This is a genomic window from Pseudomonas sp. LBUM1676, from assembly GCF_059695605.1.
The window spans coordinates 348,834-365,230 of the sequence record NZ_CP166777.1 but is presented as its reverse complement, the minus strand read 5'-3'; the positions used below and the strand labels follow the sequence as shown (position 1 = coordinate 365,230).

General features: G+C 60.1%; 18 protein-coding genes. 9 read left to right on the top strand and 9 right to left on the bottom strand.

Going from position 1 to position 16,397, the window contains the following annotated elements:
* Window positions 1-2: 2 nt before the first annotated feature.
* Both ACA041_RS01725 and ACA041_RS01720 read right to left on the bottom strand, forming a co-directional pair.
* A complete protein-coding gene (locus ACA041_RS01725; protein ID WP_497439606.1) occupies window positions 3-425 on the bottom strand; it encodes a phasin family protein in 423 nt (140 codons plus the stop codon).
* Between the two features lie 244 nt (window positions 426-669).
* Window positions 670-945 carry a polyhydroxyalkanoic acid system family protein gene (locus tag ACA041_RS01720; protein WP_497439605.1) on the bottom strand — a complete coding sequence of 92 codons (276 nt, stop codon included), beginning with the start codon at window positions 943-945 and terminating at the stop codon, window positions 670-672.
* Window positions 946-1,100: 155 nt separating this feature from the next.
* On the opposite strand from ACA041_RS01720, the gene ubiE reads away from it, so the two are divergent.
* The 9 genes from ubiE (at window position 1,101) to ACA041_RS01675 (ending at window position 7,162) form a co-directional block, all read left to right on the top strand.
* Window positions 1,101-1,871 carry a bifunctional demethylmenaquinone methyltransferase/2-methoxy-6-polyprenyl-1,4-benzoquinol methylase UbiE gene (gene ubiE / locus ACA041_RS01715; RefSeq protein ID WP_007948968.1) on the top strand — a complete coding sequence of 257 codons (771 nt, stop codon included), beginning with the start codon at window positions 1,101-1,103 and terminating at the stop codon, window positions 1,869-1,871.
* A complete protein-coding gene (locus ACA041_RS01710; RefSeq protein WP_497439604.1) occupies window positions 1,871-2,494 on the top strand; it encodes a ubiquinone biosynthesis accessory factor UbiJ in 624 nt (207 codons plus the stop codon). Before ubiE ends, ACA041_RS01710 begins: the two co-directional genes overlap by 1 nt.
* Window positions 2,491-4,095 carry a ubiquinone biosynthesis regulatory protein kinase UbiB gene (gene ubiB / locus ACA041_RS01705; protein WP_497439603.1) on the top strand — a complete coding sequence of 535 codons (1,605 nt, stop codon included), beginning with the start codon at window positions 2,491-2,493 and terminating at the stop codon, window positions 4,093-4,095. Before ACA041_RS01710 ends, ubiB begins: the two co-directional genes overlap by 4 nt.
* Window positions 4,096-4,176: 81 nt before the next feature.
* Window positions 4,177-4,578: a phosphoribosyl-AMP cyclohydrolase gene (gene hisI / locus ACA041_RS01700; protein WP_497439602.1), complete on the top strand. Its 402-nt coding sequence runs from the start codon at window positions 4,177-4,179 to the stop codon at window positions 4,576-4,578.
* Entirely contained in the window at window positions 4,571-4,903 is a 333-nt protein-coding gene (locus ACA041_RS01695) for a phosphoribosyl-ATP diphosphatase (RefSeq protein WP_007899279.1), read from the top strand. The genes hisI and ACA041_RS01695 overlap by 8 nt, the downstream gene beginning before the upstream one ends.
* Window positions 4,904-4,928: 25 nt before the next feature.
* Window positions 4,929-5,207, top strand: coding sequence for a twin-arginine translocase TatA/TatE family subunit (locus ACA041_RS01690; RefSeq protein WP_150796909.1), 279 nt, complete (start codon window positions 4,929-4,931; stop codon window positions 5,205-5,207).
* A gap of 10 nt (window positions 5,208-5,217) precedes the next feature.
* Window positions 5,218-5,667, top strand: coding sequence for a Sec-independent protein translocase protein TatB (gene tatB / locus ACA041_RS01685; RefSeq protein WP_497439601.1), 450 nt, complete (start codon window positions 5,218-5,220; stop codon window positions 5,665-5,667).
* Window positions 5,664-6,458, top strand: a complete 795-nt coding sequence (tatC, locus tag ACA041_RS01680; protein WP_150796907.1) for a twin-arginine translocase subunit TatC — start codon at window positions 5,664-5,666, stop codon at window positions 6,456-6,458. The genes tatB and tatC overlap by 4 nt, the downstream gene beginning before the upstream one ends.
* The gene (locus ACA041_RS01675; RefSeq protein WP_497439600.1) at window positions 6,455-7,162 is read left to right on the top strand and encodes a 16S rRNA (uracil(1498)-N(3))-methyltransferase; all 708 of its coding nucleotides are present in this window, start codon (window positions 6,455-6,457) and stop codon (window positions 7,160-7,162) included. The genes tatC and ACA041_RS01675 overlap by 4 nt, the downstream gene beginning before the upstream one ends.
* Before the next feature lie 107 nt (window positions 7,163-7,269).
* On the opposite strand, the gene ACA041_RS01670 is transcribed toward ACA041_RS01675, so the two are convergent.
* From ACA041_RS01670 to pip, 7 genes are all read right to left on the bottom strand, one after another.
* Complete coding sequence (locus ACA041_RS01670) at window positions 7,270-8,004, bottom strand: amino acid ABC transporter ATP-binding protein (RefSeq protein ID WP_497439599.1); 735 nt, start codon at window positions 8,002-8,004, stop codon at window positions 7,270-7,272.
* A complete protein-coding gene (locus tag ACA041_RS01665; RefSeq protein ID WP_497439598.1) occupies window positions 7,997-8,956 on the bottom strand; it encodes an amino acid ABC transporter permease in 960 nt (319 codons plus the stop codon). The genes ACA041_RS01670 and ACA041_RS01665 overlap by 8 nt, the downstream gene beginning before the upstream one ends.
* Window positions 8,957-9,087: 131 nt before the next feature.
* The gene (locus tag ACA041_RS01660; protein ID WP_497441988.1) at window positions 9,088-9,885 is read right to left on the bottom strand and encodes a transporter substrate-binding domain-containing protein; all 798 of its coding nucleotides are present in this window, start codon (window positions 9,883-9,885) and stop codon (window positions 9,088-9,090) included.
* A 314-nt stretch (window positions 9,886-10,199) separates the two neighbouring features.
* Window positions 10,200-12,770 carry a glucans biosynthesis glucosyltransferase MdoH gene (gene mdoH / locus ACA041_RS01655; RefSeq protein ID WP_497439597.1) on the bottom strand — a complete coding sequence of 857 codons (2,571 nt, stop codon included), beginning with the start codon at window positions 12,768-12,770 and terminating at the stop codon, window positions 10,200-10,202.
* Entirely contained in the window at window positions 12,763-14,583 is a 1,821-nt protein-coding gene (locus tag ACA041_RS01650; protein WP_497439596.1) for a glucan biosynthesis protein, read from the bottom strand. The genes mdoH and ACA041_RS01650 overlap by 8 nt, the downstream gene beginning before the upstream one ends.
* Window positions 14,584-14,901: 318 nt before the next feature.
* A complete protein-coding gene (dtd, locus tag ACA041_RS01645) occupies window positions 14,902-15,339 on the bottom strand; it encodes a D-aminoacyl-tRNA deacylase (protein WP_497439595.1) in 438 nt (145 codons plus the stop codon).
* Window positions 15,336-16,307: a prolyl aminopeptidase gene (pip, locus tag ACA041_RS01640; protein ID WP_497439594.1), complete on the bottom strand. Its 972-nt coding sequence runs from the start codon at window positions 16,305-16,307 to the stop codon at window positions 15,336-15,338. Before pip ends, dtd begins: the two co-directional genes overlap by 4 nt.
* Between the last annotated feature and the right edge of the window lie 90 nt (window positions 16,308-16,397).

Genomic DNA, 16,397 nt, shown 5'->3' with positions numbered 1-16,397 from the left:
CCTTAAGATTTACGCGCGACGCGTTCGAGCAATGCCGTCAGCTCATCGAGCTTGGCAGAGAGTGTCTCCACGTCATGTTTAGACGGAATGCCGATACGATTCAAGGTACTTGCAACACGCGAGTCAAAAGCCCTCTCGACTTTGTCGAGTTGAACTTCGACCTTGCCTTTGAACGTGCTGACTTCAGCCTTGGCTTCATCAATCTCGGCGTTAGCCGCTTCAAGTTTCTCGGCAACGGCTTCTTTGCCTTTCTTTTCAACAGCTTGACCGGCCACGATCAGCTCTTGAAAGTACTCGCTACCCTCTTGGCCGACCCTGGCGTAAGCCCCCAGGCCTGCCAGCCAGATCTTGCGAGCATAAGATTTGACGTCGCTCAGAGCGGTTGTCGAAGCGTCGATTTTTTTCTTCAAAATAACTTTGGCCATGGTGCACCTCACGCGCAGAAGGTTTGAGGAACTGCCCGCGAAAGCGTCGGGCTCAGGCACAAAGTAGTGAGAATAATTAGAAACGGCACCCTAACAACTGGCATGAAAGCTCGAGCGCACTTTAAAACAAATGTGGGAGCCAGCCTGCTGGCGATAGCGATTTATCCATCAACATCAATGTTGACTGATGCACCGCCATCGCCAGCAGGCTGACTCCCACAGGGGATGTGGTTCGACTCGCAAATCAGACCAGGGCTTTATCCAGCGCCTTTTCGATTTCCGATTTGATCATGCTGCTCATGGCCGACATCATCAGGCCCAGTTCCACTTCGACCTTGATCGAGTCGTCACTGACATGCACCGCGCCTTTCACACCGGAGCGCTTCAGGTTCAAGGTGTCACCGGACCATTGCGGCTCCAGGCCATACTGATCATAGAGTTTCTGCGCCAGCTTGTCGGCCTTCTCGCGAGCCGCTTCCTTACCCAGGCCATGGGCACGTTCAACACTGATATGGGCCATCAAATGACTCCTGCTTTATGGATACTTTCCTGAAGCATCTTGACCGCTGCTGCGGCAAAACGTCCCGGCGGTTACCTATCTTACCTGCAGCCTTGCCAAGACAAAGCAGGCCACCGGGATTAGAATGTCCCGCATTCTCTTCTGGTGACAGCGATATGACTGATCAGCGCAAAGGCAGCGATGCCGAACCCACCACTCACTTCGGTTTCAAAAACGTTCCGGAAAGCCAAAAAGCGGAAAAAGTCGCTGAGGTTTTCCACTCGGTAGCCGCCAAGTACGACTTGATGAACGACCTCCTGTCGGGCGGCATGCACCGTTTGTGGAAGCGTTTCGCGATCGAACTGTCGGGCGTGCGCACCGGTAACCGTGTGCTGGATATCGCTGGCGGCACGGGCGATCTGACCAAGAAGTTCTCGCACCTCGTTGGCCCGACCGGCCAGGTCGTGTTGGCCGACATCAACGAATCCATGCTCAAGGTCGGTCGTGACCGCCTGCTGGATCTGGGGGTGGCCGGCAACGTCGAATTCGTCCAGGCCGACGCGGAAAAGCTGCCATTCCCGGATAACCATTTCGACTGCGTGACCATCGCCTTCGGCCTGCGCAACGTGACCCATAAAGAAGACGCCCTGCGCTCGATGCTGCGCGTGCTGAAACCGGGCGGCCGCTTGCTGGTGCTGGAGTTCTCCAAGCCGACCAACGCGCTGATGTCCAAAGCCTACGACGCCTACTCGTTCGCCTTCATGCCACTGATGGGCAAGCTGATCACCAACGACTCGGAAAGCTATCGCTACCTGGCCGAATCGATCCGCATGCACCCCAATCAGGAAACCCTGAAGTCGATGATGGTCGAGGCCGGTTTCGACCGCGTGACCTATCACAACATGACCGCAGGCATCGTCGCCCTGCACCGCGGCATCAAACCCTGATGTTGCTGGCCGGCCTGCTCGCCAGTGTCGAACTCGGTCTGAACCGGGTGCTGCGTCTCGACAGCACGGCGCTGCCGCGGCTGGCACATTTGAGCGGCAAGGTGATTGCCGTCGACTGCCGCAGCCCGGCGCTGCAACTGTTCATCCTGCCCAGCGACGAAGGCCTGATGCTCGCCTCCCACTGGGAGACCGGCGCCGACTGCACCTTGCGTGCACCGGCTTCAAGCCTGCTGAAGCTGGCGATGAGCAAGGACAAGGCTTCGGTCCTGCATGGCCCTGAAGTCGAACTCGACGGTGACAGCGGTGTGCTGCTGGAGCTGGCGGCGATCCTTCAAGACCTTGAGCTGGATTGGGAGTACGAACTCTCGCGCTGGTTGGGACCTGTGGCCACGCAACTGGTCGGTGGTCACCTGCGCAGTCGCGCACGCTGGTATCAGCAAGGGTTCGCCAGCCTGAACCAGAACCTGGGCGAATACCTGGCCGAAGAGTCGCGCACCCTCGTCGGCCAGCGCGAAGCCGAAGCCCGCTTCAGTGAACTGGACCAGATCAAACTCGATCTGGAACGTCTCGAGGCGCGCTTCGAGCGCCTTTCCCGATCCCTCGACCCAAGCGATAACGCATGAAGCTGCTTGCCGTCCGCCGTTTGTTGCGCATCCAGCGCGTTGTGATTCGCTACCGCCTCGATGACCTGCTGTTCGCCCTGCCATTGCCCTGGTTTCTCCTGGCGCTGCGCTACGCCTTGCCGTGGCGCTGGTTCCCGCGCAAGACACTGGACTTGAGCCGTGGCGCGCGATTGCGCCTGGCGTTGCAGGACCTGGGGCCGATTTTCATCAAGTTCGGGCAGATTCTCTCCACCCGTCGCGACCTGCTGCCGGAAGACATCGCCGATGAACTGATGAAGCTGCAGGACCGCGTACCACCGTTCGACTCGCAAGTGTCGATCAAGCTGATCGAAGAGCAGCTCGGTAAAAAGATCAGTGAAGTGTTCAGCCGCTTCGACGTCGAACCGCTGGCCTCGGCCTCGGTGGCGCAGGTGCATGCCGCACAACTGAAAACCGGCGAAGAAGTCGTGGTCAAGGTCATCCGCCCGGGCCTGAAACCGATCATTGCCCAGGACCTGGCGTGGCTGTTCATTCTCGCCCGCACCGCCGAAAAGCTCTCGGCCGATGCGCGCCTGCTGCACCCGGTGGATGTGGTCCAGGACTACGAAAAAACCATCTACGACGAGCTCGACCTGTTGCGCGAGGCGGCCAACGCCAGCCAGTTGAAACGCAACTTCGACGGCTCGCCGCTGCTGTACGTGCCGCAAGTCTATTGGGACTGGTGCCGGCCCAAAGTGCTGGTGATGGAGCGCATCTACGGGATCCAGGTCACCGACCTCGCGACCCTGGCCGACCAGCGCACCGACATGAAGATGCTCGCTGAACGTGGCGTGGAGATCTTCTTCACCCAGGTGTTCCGCGACAGCTTCTTCCACGCCGACATGCACCCGGGCAACATTTTCGTCAGTACCGTGAACCCATGGAGTCCGCAGTACATTGCGATCGACTGCGGCATCGTCGGCAGCCTGACCCCGGAAGACCAGGATTACCTGGCACGCAACCTGTTCGCCTTCTTCAAGCGTGACTACCGGCGTGTGGCGCAGCTGCACATCGATTCGGGCTGGGTGCCGGCGGAAACCAAGCTCAACGAATTCGAGGCGGCGATCCGCACCGTGTGCGAGCCGATCTTCGAAAAACCGTTAAAAGATATTTCCTTCGGTCAGGTGCTGATGCGCCTGTTCCAGACCGCTCGACGCTTCAACATGGAAGTGCAACCGCAGCTGGTGCTGCTGCAAAAAACCCTGTTGAACATCGAAGGCCTGGGCCGTCAGCTGTACCCGGATCTGGATCTGTGGAACACCGCCCAGCCGTTCCTCGAACGCTGGATGCGCGAGCGGGTCAGCCCCAAAGCCCTGCTCGGCAACGTGCAGAGCCAGTTCGAGCAACTGCCGCACCTGGCCAATATGGCTCGCGACCTGCTCGAACGCATGTCCCAGCCCCACGCCTACGACCCACCACCACCGTGGCATCGACGCAAGGATGACTGGCTTCTGCGCCTGCTGGGTTGTGCGCACCTGGCTGGCGGCACGATACTCGCCGCGGGTGGGCCGCTGCACGAACTCGGCCATTGGCCGGCCGGCATCATGGTGGCCGTCGGCTTGTATCTGGTCGTTCGCCGATAGCCAGAGCCCCCGCACGCTGGCACACTGTTTCAATGCCTGTGCCCGACTAATGAAGTGTCGGGCGCGCTGTCGGAGTCGATAATGAAAAACTGGCTGGACGAGATCAAGTGGGACGCCGATGGCCTGGTGCCGGCGATTGCCCAGGATCACAAGAGCGGACGCGTCCTGATGATGGCCTGGATGAACCGTGAAGCGCTGGAACTGACCGCTGCCGAAAATCGCGCCATTTACTGGTCACGTTCCCGCGGCAAGCTGTGGCGCAAGGGCGAAGAGTCCGGCCACGTGCAAACGCTGCATGAGATGCGCCTGGACTGCGATGCCGACGTGATTATCCTGATGGTCGAGCAGGTCGGCGACATCGCTTGCCATACCGGCCGCCAGAGCTGCTTCTATCGGATTTTCGAGAACGGCGACTGGAAAACCGTCGATCCGGTGCTGAAAGACCCGCACGCCATCTATAGCGCAGGACACACCCATGAGTGATACGTTGACCCGTCTGGCCCAGGTGCTGGAAGAGCGCAAAGGCGCCGCCGCCGACAGCTCGTATGTCGCCAGCCTGTACCACAAGGGCTTGAACAAGATTCTGGAAAAAGTCGGCGAAGAGTCGGTCGAAACTATCATTGCCGCCAAGGATGCCGCCATCAGCGGTGACTGCAGCGATGTGATCTACGAGACCGCCGATTTGTGGTTCCACAGCATGGTCATGCTCGCCCAACTGGGGCAACATCCACAGGCTGTGCTCGATGAACTGGACCGTCGCTTCGGTCTGTCCGGACACGCCGAGAAAGCCTCGCGTCCGTCCGCCTGAACATCTATTTGAGAGGAGCTGCACCATGGGCATTTTTGACTGGAAACACTGGGTCGTCATCCTGGTTGTCGTTGTGCTGGTGTTCGGCACCAAGAAACTGAAGAACCTCGGCACCGACGTGGGCGAATCGATCAAGGGCTTTCGCAAGGCCATGAACGATGAAGACAAACCGGCTGACCCGACGGTAACCCCGCAACAACCGGTTCCACCTGCTCAACCACAGACCGCACAGTCCGTGAACCCGCCGCACACCATCGACGTGCAGGCGCAAAAAGTCGAAGAGCCGATTCGCAAAGACGTGTGAGCACTGACTAATGTTTGGTATCAGCTTCTCTGAACTGCTGCTCGTCGGCCTCGTGGCCCTGCTGGTGCTGGGCCCCGAGCGTCTGCCGGGTGCTGCGCGCACCGCCGGCCTGTGGGTCGGGCGCCTCAAGCGCAGCTTCAATGCGATCAAACAGGAAGTTGAACGTGAAATCGGTGCCGACGAGATTCGTCGGCAACTGCACAACGAGCACATTCTGTCGCTGGAGCAGGAGGCGCGGAAGATTTTCACGCCGACGCAGCAGGAGCCGACACCCGTTCAGCCGGTGGCGGAGCAGACCATTCATTCTCCGACTGCAGCAGCGCCTGCTGCTACCCCGACGGAAACGGTGACAGCCGTTGAACCGCCGTCGGTTGCAGCTCCCGTAGAACCCGTTGCACCTGCGGCTGCGCCTGTTGCGCCGGCCCCTCATGACCCAACACTGCCGCCGCGAGCCCCATGAGCGATCTCCCTGAAAACGACCAGCACATGCCGCTGGTTTCGCACCTCACCGAGTTGCGTACCCGTCTGCTGCGCTGCGTAGCGGCGATCTTCATCATCTTCGCCGGGCTGTTCGCCTTCACCCAGCAGATCTACACCTTCGTCTCCACACCGCTGCGCCAGTACCTGCCAGTGGGTGCAACGATGATCGCCACCGACGTGTCGTCGCCGTTCCTGACGCCGCTGAAACTAACCATGATGGTTTCGCTGTTCCTGGCGATCCCGGTGATCCTGCATCAGATCTGGGGCTTTATCGCGCCGGGGCTGTACAAGCATGAGAAGCGCATCGCAGTGCCATTGCTGGTGTCGAGCATCATGTTGTTCTACACCGGCATGGCGTTCGCCTATTACCTGGTGTTCCCGCTGATCTTCAAGTTCTTCGCCGCCGCCACCCCGGCCGGCGTGGAAATGATGACCGACATCAGCAGCTACCTCGATTTCGTCATGACGCTGTTCTTCGCCTTCGGCGTGGCGTTCGAGATCCCGGTGGCTGTGGTGCTGCTGGTGTGGATCGGCGTGGTCAACGTCGCCTACCTGAAGAAAATCCGCCCGTACGTGATCATCGGCTGTTTTGTGGTCGGCATGATCCTCACCCCGCCGGACATCTTCTCGCAGACCCTGCTGGCTGTACCGATGTGGTTGCTGTTCGAGATCGGCATCCTGTTCAGCGGCCTGATCAGCAAACGCGGCGAGCACCCGGACGACCAACCGGTTGACGATCACAACGACCAGCCGCCAGCGACCCAACCGTGAACCTGTTGCTACTCGAAGAGGCCGATTTCATTGCGGCCGACCGCGTGATCCTGCGCGATCGCCGGTTGACCCACATGCAGGAAGTCCATCGCTCGGTAGTCGGTGACAGCCTGCGGGTCGGGCGTATCGGTGGTTTGATGGGCTCGGCCGAGGTGCTGCGTCTGGACGCCGATGAAGCGGAACTGCGTATTACCCTAGACCAGCCGCCGCCGGCCAAGCTGCCACTGACCCTGGTTTTGGCCCTGCCAAGGCCCAAAATGCTGCGCAGGGTGTTTCAGACCGTGGCGGCCATGGGTGTGCCGCGCATCGTGCTGGTGAACAGCTATCGCGTCGAGAAGAGCTTCTGGCAAACACCCTTCCTGGAACCGGAAGCGATTCGCGAGCAACTGATCCTCGGCCTGGAACAGGCGCGGGACAGTGTGTTGCCGCAAATCACCATCGAAAAGCGCTTCAAGCCCTTTGTCGAAGATCGCCTGCCAGCGATCACCGAAGGCACCCTCGGCCTGGTCGGTCATCCCGGCAACTACCCGCCCTGCCCCCGTGGACTGGACGAACCGGTGACCCTGGCCATCGGCCCCGAAGGTGGCTGGATCCCCTACGAGATCGACCTGCTGGGCAAGTCCGGCCTGCAACCGGTGCAGCTGGGCGAGCGCATCCTGCGGGTCGAAACCGCCGTTACCGCGCTGCTCGCCCGCCTCTTCTAGCCATAACACGCTCCCACATTGATCGGCGGCGTACACGAAATTTGCGTCTGACGCCTTACCCTGTGGGAGCGAGCCTGCTCGCGAAAGCGGTATCTCCGACGATGGGATTATAGAACCTGGCGCAAGAAGGCCTGGGCCCGCGGATCTTTCGGCGCATCGAAGAATTTGGCCGGCGCAGCATCTTCCAGCAATTTGCCATGATCAAAGAACAACACCCGATCCGCCACTTCCCTGGCAAAGCCCATTTCGTGGGTCACGCAGACCATGGTCATGCCTTCCAGCGCCAGGGCTTTCATCACGTCCAGCACTTCGCCAACCATTTCCGGATCAAGCGCCGAGGTCGGCTCATCGAACAGCATGACCTTCGGTTCCATCGCCAGCGCGCGGGCAATCGCCACCCGCTGCTGCTGACCACCGGAAAGGCGCGACGGAAATTCGTTGGCCTTTTGCGCAATGCCGACCTTCTCCAGCAACGCCAGCGCCTTGGCCTCGCGCTCCTTCTTGCCGCGCTTGCGCACGACCTTCTGGGCCAGGCAGAGGTTTTCCAGCACGGTCATGTGCGGGAACAGGTTGAAGTGCTGGAACACCATGCCGACTTCGCGGCGGTAGGCGTTGACGTCGGTTTTCGGGTCGGCTAGTTGCAGGCCGTCGATGCTCACCGAACCCGAATCGAATTCTTCCAGGCCGTTGAGGCAGCGCAGGAAAGTCGATTTGCCGGAGCCGGACGGACCGATCACCACCAGCACCTCGCCCCTGGCCACGTGCGTCGTGACGTTGTCCACCGCGCGAACCACCTGGCCGCGGGTGTCGAAGACTTTTACCAGATCGCGAACTTCAATCACTTTGCGCGAGCCTCCGCTCAAGCCGGCTGGCGATTTTCGACAGCGGCAGGTTGATCAACAGATAAAGGCCGGCCACGCAGAACAGGATTTCGAACGGCGAGAAAGAAGTGGTGATGACTTCGCGACCGCTTTTGAGCAGCTCGGTAATCGCAATCACCGATACCAGCGAGGTGTCCTTGACCAGACTGATGAACTGCCCGGCCAGCGGCGGCAATACGCGCTTGAAGGCTTGCGGCAGCACCACGTGACGCATCGACTGGCCAGCGCTCAGACCCAGGGAGCGCGCGGCTTCGTTCTGGCCACGGGCGATCGACTGCACGCCGGACCGAATGATTTCCGCCACATAGGCGCCGGTGAACAGCGACAGCGCGGCAATCCCGGCGAATTCCCGGGACAGGTTCATCACGGTACCGATGAAGAAGTAAAAAATGAATATCTGCACCAGCAGCGGCGTGCCACGCACCAGTTCGACGTAGATCGTCGAAAGGTCGCGCAGAGTCGGGTTGTTCGACAGACGGCACAGGCCGGTGACCAGGCCAATCAGCAAGCCGAGCACACCGGACACCAGGGATAACCACAAGGTGGTCCAAAGGCCCCACATCAGGGGTCCTGCGGCCCAGTGCCGAGTGACGCCAATCACGTCGCCTTCGGCCACGTCATCGCCCTGGGCGACTTGCAGGCTGTTGTCGTCGACGGTCAGGCGTTGCTCGTCGCCAGTATCATTGCGCAGGGTGACTTCAGCCTTGTCGCCCTTGCGCACCAGTTCGCTGACGGTGGAAATGTCGGCGGCGCGCTGGGATTCTTCGGCGTGGTAGGCGAAGTATTGCGGTACGCGGTTCCAACGCCATTCGTAAGACATCAGCGAGGTGGCGTAATACAAAGCGCCGGCCAGGCCGATCAACACCAGCACGGTCAAGACGTGCCAGGGCCATTGGGCTTTTTTCTGTTTCATTGCAGGTTCCGGAATGTGTGTTGCCTTGGAGGCCGTCATCGCCAGCAGGCTGGCTCCCACCGGGGAATGCATTTCATTGTGGGAGCCAGCCTGCTGGCGATGGGGCGCGACGCGGTCTATCTGACCGGGCCTTACTCCATGTCCTTCTGCCAGGCAGTGTCCTTGAACCACTTGTCATGGATGCGATCGTAGGTGCCGTCTTCGTGGATCTGGTGCAGGAAGTTGTTGATGAAGTTGATGCTGTCGTAATCACCCTTCTTCAGACCGAAGGCCAGCGGCTCGTAGGTGAAAGGCTTGTCGAGGAACACCAGCTTGCCGGCACCGACCTTGTTCACGGCGACAACGTTGTAGGGCGCGTCGTAGATGAACGCGTCGGCCTTGCCGTTGACCACATCGAGTACGGCTTCCTGCTCGTTGTCGTAGCCGTGGTACTTGGCTTTGGAGATCAGCTTTTTAGCGACCATTTCACCCGTGGTACCGAGCTTGGAGGTGATGCGGTAGTCGGCGGTGTTCAGGTCTTTGTACGACTTGATGGTGCCTTCCAGTTCCTTGCGGATCAGCAGGGTCTGGCCGACCACGATGAAGGGGTCGCTGAAGTTCAGGCGCAGGTTGCGCTCCTGGGTCAGGGTCATGCCGCTGCCGATCATGTCGAACTTGTCAGTGAGCAATGCCGGGATGATGCCGTCGTAACCGGTGGACACCAGCTCCAGCTTGACGCCCATGGCCTTGGTCATGGCTTTGAGGATATCGACTTCGAAACCGATGATCTCGCCGCGTTTATTGGTCATTTCGAACGGCATGTAGGTCGGGTCCATGCCGACTTTCAGCGTGCCGCGCTTGACCGCGTCATCGATGGCACCCGCCTGCGCCGTGCTGACTGCAACCAATGCCGTGACGCCGACCAGCAGCATCGAGAGATACTTCTTCATCATCAAGTCCCCAAAACCATTGCGTTGTGAGGCGCGCAAACCGCAGGTTTCCCTTGAGAAACCGGCAGATACGAACAGAAAATTGTCCGGGCGCACCAATTCGGGGACGGATGCTAACGCACTCGCACGTTTGCACAAGGGTCTACACAGGATTTGTTGGTGTTTTGATCGTTCCCACGCTCCCGCGTGGGAATGCCTCAACGGACGCTCCGCGTTCGCTCTTGGGACGCGGAACGTCCCGGGCTGCATTCCCACGCGGAGCATGGGAACGATCGGCGACGAAAAAAAAGCCCCGCTATCAGGCGGGGCTTTGTTTACGCCAACTGAGGCTGCACGCTCAGCGGTTTGAGCGGCAACAGCGGCGCATGGGGATCGGCCTTCACCGATTTGCGCCATGCCTGCAGCCATTCAGGATGGCTCTCGTCCCAGATCTGCTCATGCAAGCGACCCAGGGCCACCGGATCACTCAGCAGCTCCACACGCTCTTTGTTGCTCAGCCCGTCCGGCCCGACTTTCATTGCATGGCGGACCCGCTCGATCCGCAGCCATTCGATCGGCTCGGCCTGACGGTGGCGCGAAGTCGCCAGCGAGCACGCCAAGGCGTTCTGCTGCGGATCGACCACTGCCCGGACGAAGCCGTCGTTCAGCGCATGCCAGCGGTTTTCATGGGTGTACTGGTCGGTTGCCAGCAACGCCTGTGGCGGATTGTATTCCTCAGGGATCAGGAACAGGCTTTCGTCACGGGACTTGAGCCCCAAGCCGACGCGACTGGAGATCACCGACACCGGGATCGACAGCATCAGTGAACCGACGATCGGCACCAGCCACCAGAGGAAGCTCGGGTTCAGCCAGATCACCAACAGTGCCCAGAAGAAGCCCAGCAAGGTCTGCGGACCGTGGCGTTTGACCGCTTCGCTCCAGGGCGTGGAGTCGTCGTCACGCTGCGGCGAGTTCCAGGTCGCGGCCCAGCCGAGGAACGCGGCGAGCACGAAGCGGGTGTGGAAAATCATCCGCACCGGCGCCAGCAGCATGGAGAACAGCATCTCCAGCAGCATCGACAGGGTCACCTTGAACTTGCCACCAAACTCTTTCGCGCCCTTGGCCCAGATCAGGATGATGCTCAGCAACTTCGGCAGGAACAGCAGCACGATAGTTGTCGAGAACAGCGCGATCGCCTTGTCCGGGTGCCATTGTGGCCACAGTGGATATAGCTGGCGTGGTTCGAGGAAGTACTGCGGCTCCATCAGCGTGTTGACCGCCAGCAGCGCCGTCGACAACACAAGGAAGAAGAACCAAAGCGGAGCCGACAAGTACGACATCACGCCAGTGAGGAACACCGCCCGGTGTACCGGGTGCATGCCCTTGACCAGGAACAGCCGGAAGTTCATCAGGTTGCCGTGGCACCAGCGACGGTCACGCTTGAGTTCATCCAGCAGGTTCGGCGGCAGTTCTTCATAGCTGCCGGGCAAGTCGTAGGCAATCCACACGCCCCAGCCGGCACGGCGCATCAGCGCTGCTTCGACGAAGTCGTGGGACAGAATCGCACCGGCGAACGCGCCTTTACCGGGCAACGGCGCCAGCGCGCAGTGCTCGATGAACGGCTTCATGCGGATGATCGCGTTGTGGCCCCAATAGTGCGATTCGCCCAACTGCCAGAAGTGCAGGCCGGCAGTGAACAGAGGACCATAGACACGGGTCGCGAACTGCTGCATGCGTGCATACAGGGTGTCCATGCCCGATGCACGGGGCGCGGTCTGGATGATCCCGGCGTCCGGCGTGGCTTCCATCAAGCGCACCAGACTGGTCAGGCATTCGCCGCTCATCACGGAGTCCGCGTCGAGCACTACCATGTACTTGTAGTCACCGCCCCAGCGACGGCAGAAGTCGTCGAGGTTGCCGCTTTTGCGTTTTACACGACGACGACGGCGGCGATAGAAGATCTTGCCAAAGCCTTTGGCTTCGCGGCAGACGTCCAGCCAGGCTTGTTGCTCGGCGACGCAGATGTCGGCTTCGTTACTGTCACTGAGGACGAAGAAGTCGAAGCGATCCAGGTCACCCGTAGCTGCAACCGACTCGAAAGTCGCCCGCAGACCGGCAAACACCCGCGGCACATCTTCGTTGCAGATCGGCATCACCAAAGCGGTGCGCGCATCCCTGGCGATCGGCTCATTGCCGGCGCTTTTACCGGAAATGCGATATTTGTCGTGACCGGTGAGCAACTCGAGAAAGCCCATCAGCGCTGTCCAGAAACCGGCCGACACCCAGCAGAACAGAATCCCGAACAGAATCAGGATGCTGGTTTGCAGCGCATAGGGCAGCACTTGCGTGACGGTTTGCAGGAATGGCTGGTGCAGGACTTCGTCCAGGTCGACGAACGACCAGCCCTGGTACGGCATGATGCCTTTCATGTACCAGCCGGCGACGATGGTCTGACCGAGCATCAACACCAGCAGAATGTAGCGTCGGATCGAACCGACGGTGCGCCAGCGAGCCGCCGGCAGCACGTTCTCGTCCTTCGGCGGGGCCGGCGGATTGGTGCGACCGGTCAGACGGCGCCAGCCGCGCACCAGGATGTTGGTGCGCCACGGCTCCGGCACGACTTTGGTCCGCCGAATCGGCGGTGTCGCCCGCAGACAGACCCGGCCACTGGCGTCGAGCACCAGCATTTCGGCGTCGGCCAGTTCTTCGGCGGTGTTCAGGGTCAGGCGACGACCCACCGAAGCTTGAGCAGCCTCGGTCGGCGCGTCGAACGTCGAGGACGACAGGCGTTCGTGCAACTCGCTGAACGACTTGCAGCCCGCGAGTTCCGCGCGTTGTTCGTCGGTCATCGGCAGATGCGCCAGGTACTCGGCAAGAGTCTCTGGCTGTACTTGAGAATTACTCATCGGCAGGCAACTGGTAGCTCCAGGTCTCGGTCAGGACTTCTTCAGTCGGTGCCGATTCCGGTGTGGCTGGGACCGCGTCGGCAGCTGCAGGCTGCTGGGCGTCTTTGTTGTCCTTATCCTTGGAATCCGCGACAGGCTTGGCTTCGGCCTGTTTGGCCTCCACTTGCTTGGCTTCCTTGGCTTCCTTGTCCAGCTTCTCCTGCTGCCTGGCGGCGACCTTGTCGGCCTTGGCAACGGAAGAGTTGGAGGCAGGTACGGCCTTGGCCAGATCGGCAGTCACGATGTTCTTGACCAGTGCGGCACGCATTTCCGTGGCCTTGCTCGGGTCTTTGATTTTCATGCGCAGGGTCAGGCGCCAGCCCTTGGTTTCAGGGTTGTAGCGCACGCTGTTCTCGACCAGCTCGGCATTCTCGCCAACGCTGACCTGGCTGCGAACCTCGGTATCGGCCGGCAAGGCCAACAGGGACGGGCCTTCGAAGTCCACCAGGTAGGCCACGCTGCCATCCGGCTGACGAATCAGGTTGGACTGTTTCACGTCACCGGTGGAACGCAGGGTCTGTTGTACCCAGGCGCTGTCCGGCGCGTGAAGTGCGGCTTCGTCGATGGTCCAGTGCATGCGGTAGGCGACGTCGAGAGGCTGGCCAGGTTCAGGCAGCTTTTCCGGGCTCCAGAAAGCCACGATGTTGTCGTTGGTTTCGTCGGCGGTCGGAATTTCGACCAGGTCTACAGAACCCTTGCCCCAATCGCCTTTCGGTTCGATCCAGGCACTCGGGCGCTTGTCGTAGCGGTCGTCGAGGTCTTCATAGTGGCTGAAGTCACGGCCACGTTGCAGCAGACCGAAACCACGCGGGTTCTCGATGGAGAAGTTGCTGACAGCCAGGTGTTTCGGGTTGTTCAGCGGGCGCCAGATCCACTCGCCGTTGCCGGCATGGATCGACAAGCCGCTGGAATCATGCAGTTCGCGGCGGTAGTTCAGCACTTTCGACGGCTGGTTGGCGCCGAACAGGAACATGCTGGTCAATGGCGCTACGCCAAGCTTGGTGACCTTGTCACGCAGGAACATCCTGGCCTTGACGTCGACAACGGTATCGCTGCCCGGACGCAGGGTCAGGCGGTAGGCACCGGTGGCACGTGGCGAATCCAGCAAGGCGAAAATCACCAGGTGCTTGTCACCCGGCTTCGGCTGCTGAATCCAGAACTCGGTGAAACGCGGGAATTCTTCACCGGACGGCAAAGCGGTATCAATGGCCATGCCACGGGCGGACAAGCCATAGGTGTGACCCTTGCCGACAACGCGGAAATAACTCGCGCCGAGCATCGTCATGATTTCGTCTTGCTTGTCGGCCTTGTTGATCGGGTACAGCACACGGAAACCGGCATAACCCAGCTGCTCGGTGGCCTTAGGATCAAATTTCACGTCGCCAAAATCAAACCGGTTCGGGTCGTATTTGATCTCTTCGACGGTGTTAGCGGTGATTTCGTTGATTTTCACCGGGGTATCGAAGTGCATGCCCTGGTGATAGAACGAAAGCTTGAACGGGGTTTTCTGATCGGCCCACTCGGCTTTCTCGGTGAGGAAACGAATTTTCTGATAGTCCGCGAATTTCATTTCGCGGAATTCGTTCGGCAGGTTACTGCGCGGGGCTTCGTATTTCTGCCCGGCCAGCTCTTTTGCCTTGACCGATACATCATCCAGATTGAATGCCCAAAGCTGGCCGGCGCTGAGCAGGCAGAGCAGTGCAGAGCCCGCTACCAGAGCGCTTCGGAACCGTTTGGCAGACAATTTTGGTGCATTACAGGGACTAACAATCACGAGCAACCCTCGCCGAAAACAGATCAAAAAACCAACGGCCAGTTAAAGTGCCAGCATGGTGTGCGGTGTAAAAAACCGACCCTGCGACCACTCTTGCCAAGTTGGCGAGCATTGTTCCGACTCCTCCAGGGCTAAATGATTCCCCAACAGGTCCCGGACAAGTCTCTACCTAAGTCAAAATGGGCCAACGAACGCTGATCCCCGTAACGCGCGATTATCTAGTAAGCCGCGTTACAAGGCATCAGGGGCAACCAAGTATTATCGCGAAAAACCCCTGTCTTCAGGCGAAAAGCGCTTAAAAACATGTTTCAAGCGCTTTCAGGTCTGTAACAAGAAGGTGACCGGGCCGTCGTTGACCAGGTGCACCTGCATATCCGCGCCGAATCTACCTGATGCCACAGTGCCATGCACCTGTTTTGCCTTGTCTAATAGATAGTCGAAAAGCTCCTCTCCCAGGGCTGGAGGGGCAGCGGTCGAAAAACCCGGACGCAACCCGCTCCTGGTGTCGGCGGCCAGGGTGAACTGAGAGACCAGCAGCAACCCGCCGTCGATATCCGCCAGGGACAGATTCATCTTGCCCTCGGCATCGCTGAACACTCGATAGTTAAGCAGCTTATGCAGAAGTTTGTCGGCACTGGCCCGAGTATCCTCGGGCTCGACAGCCACCAACACCAGCAAACCCTGGTCCACCGCGCCAACCACCTCCCCCGCTACCTCGACTCGCGCGCCTCGCACGCGTTGCAGCAAGCCCTTCATGCTTCCTCAGGCGTCAGATCGAGCAGACGTCGGGCCATGAGATCGGCGGCGCGCACCAGGGCATCGGTAATGCCAGGCTCGGAAGCGGCGTGGCCAGCGTCACGGATTACCTGCAGTTCACTGTTCGGCCAGTTCTGATGCAGTTCCCAGGCATTGTCCAGCGGGCAGATCACGTCGTAGCGACCGTGGACGATCACGCCAGGCAGATGGGCGATCTTGCCCATGTCGCGGATCAGCTGGTTCGGTTCAAGGAACGCATTGTTGCTGAAGTAATGACATTCGATGCGGGCGATGGACAACGCGCGCTGTGGCTCGGAAAAACGATCGACCACCAGCGGGTTCGGACGCAAGGTCGCCGTCCGTCCTTCCCACATCGACCAGGCCTTGGCGGCATGCATCTGGGCGATCTGGTCGTTACCGACCAGGCGCTTGTGGAAAGCCGAGAGCAGATCGTCGCGCTCATCCAGCGGGATTGGCGCGATGTAATCCTGCCAGTAGTCGGGAAACAGACGGCTGGCACCGGCCTGGTAGAACCACTGGATCTCCTGCGGGCGACAGAGAAAAATCCCGCGCAGGATCAGACCGTGTACACGCTCCGGGTGGGTTTGCGCGTAGGCCAGCGCCAGGGTCGAACCCCAGGAGCCGCCGAACAACACCCATTTGTCGATTCCCAGGTGCTTGCGGATCCGCTCAAGGTCGGCGACAAGATCCCAGGTAGTGTTGTTTTCCAGGCTGGCGTGGGGGGTGGAGCGACCGCAACCGCGCTGGTCGAAGGTCACAATGCGATACAGGTTCGGATCGAAATACCGGCGGCTCTGGGCATCACACCCTGCGCCTGGGCCGCCGTGGATAAACACTACCGGCAAACCTTCCGGTGAACCGCTTTCGTCGACATATAGCGTGTGAGTTGCATCGACGGCCAGATCGTGCCGGGCGTGGGGTTTGATCTGCGGGTACAAAGTCTGCATTGCGCGCTCCGTAAGGTGTCGAGGTCATCCCTGGGGGGACTTCTATTATTCTGCCGTCCGGCATCATAAACCCGATTTACGTCAGAGCAC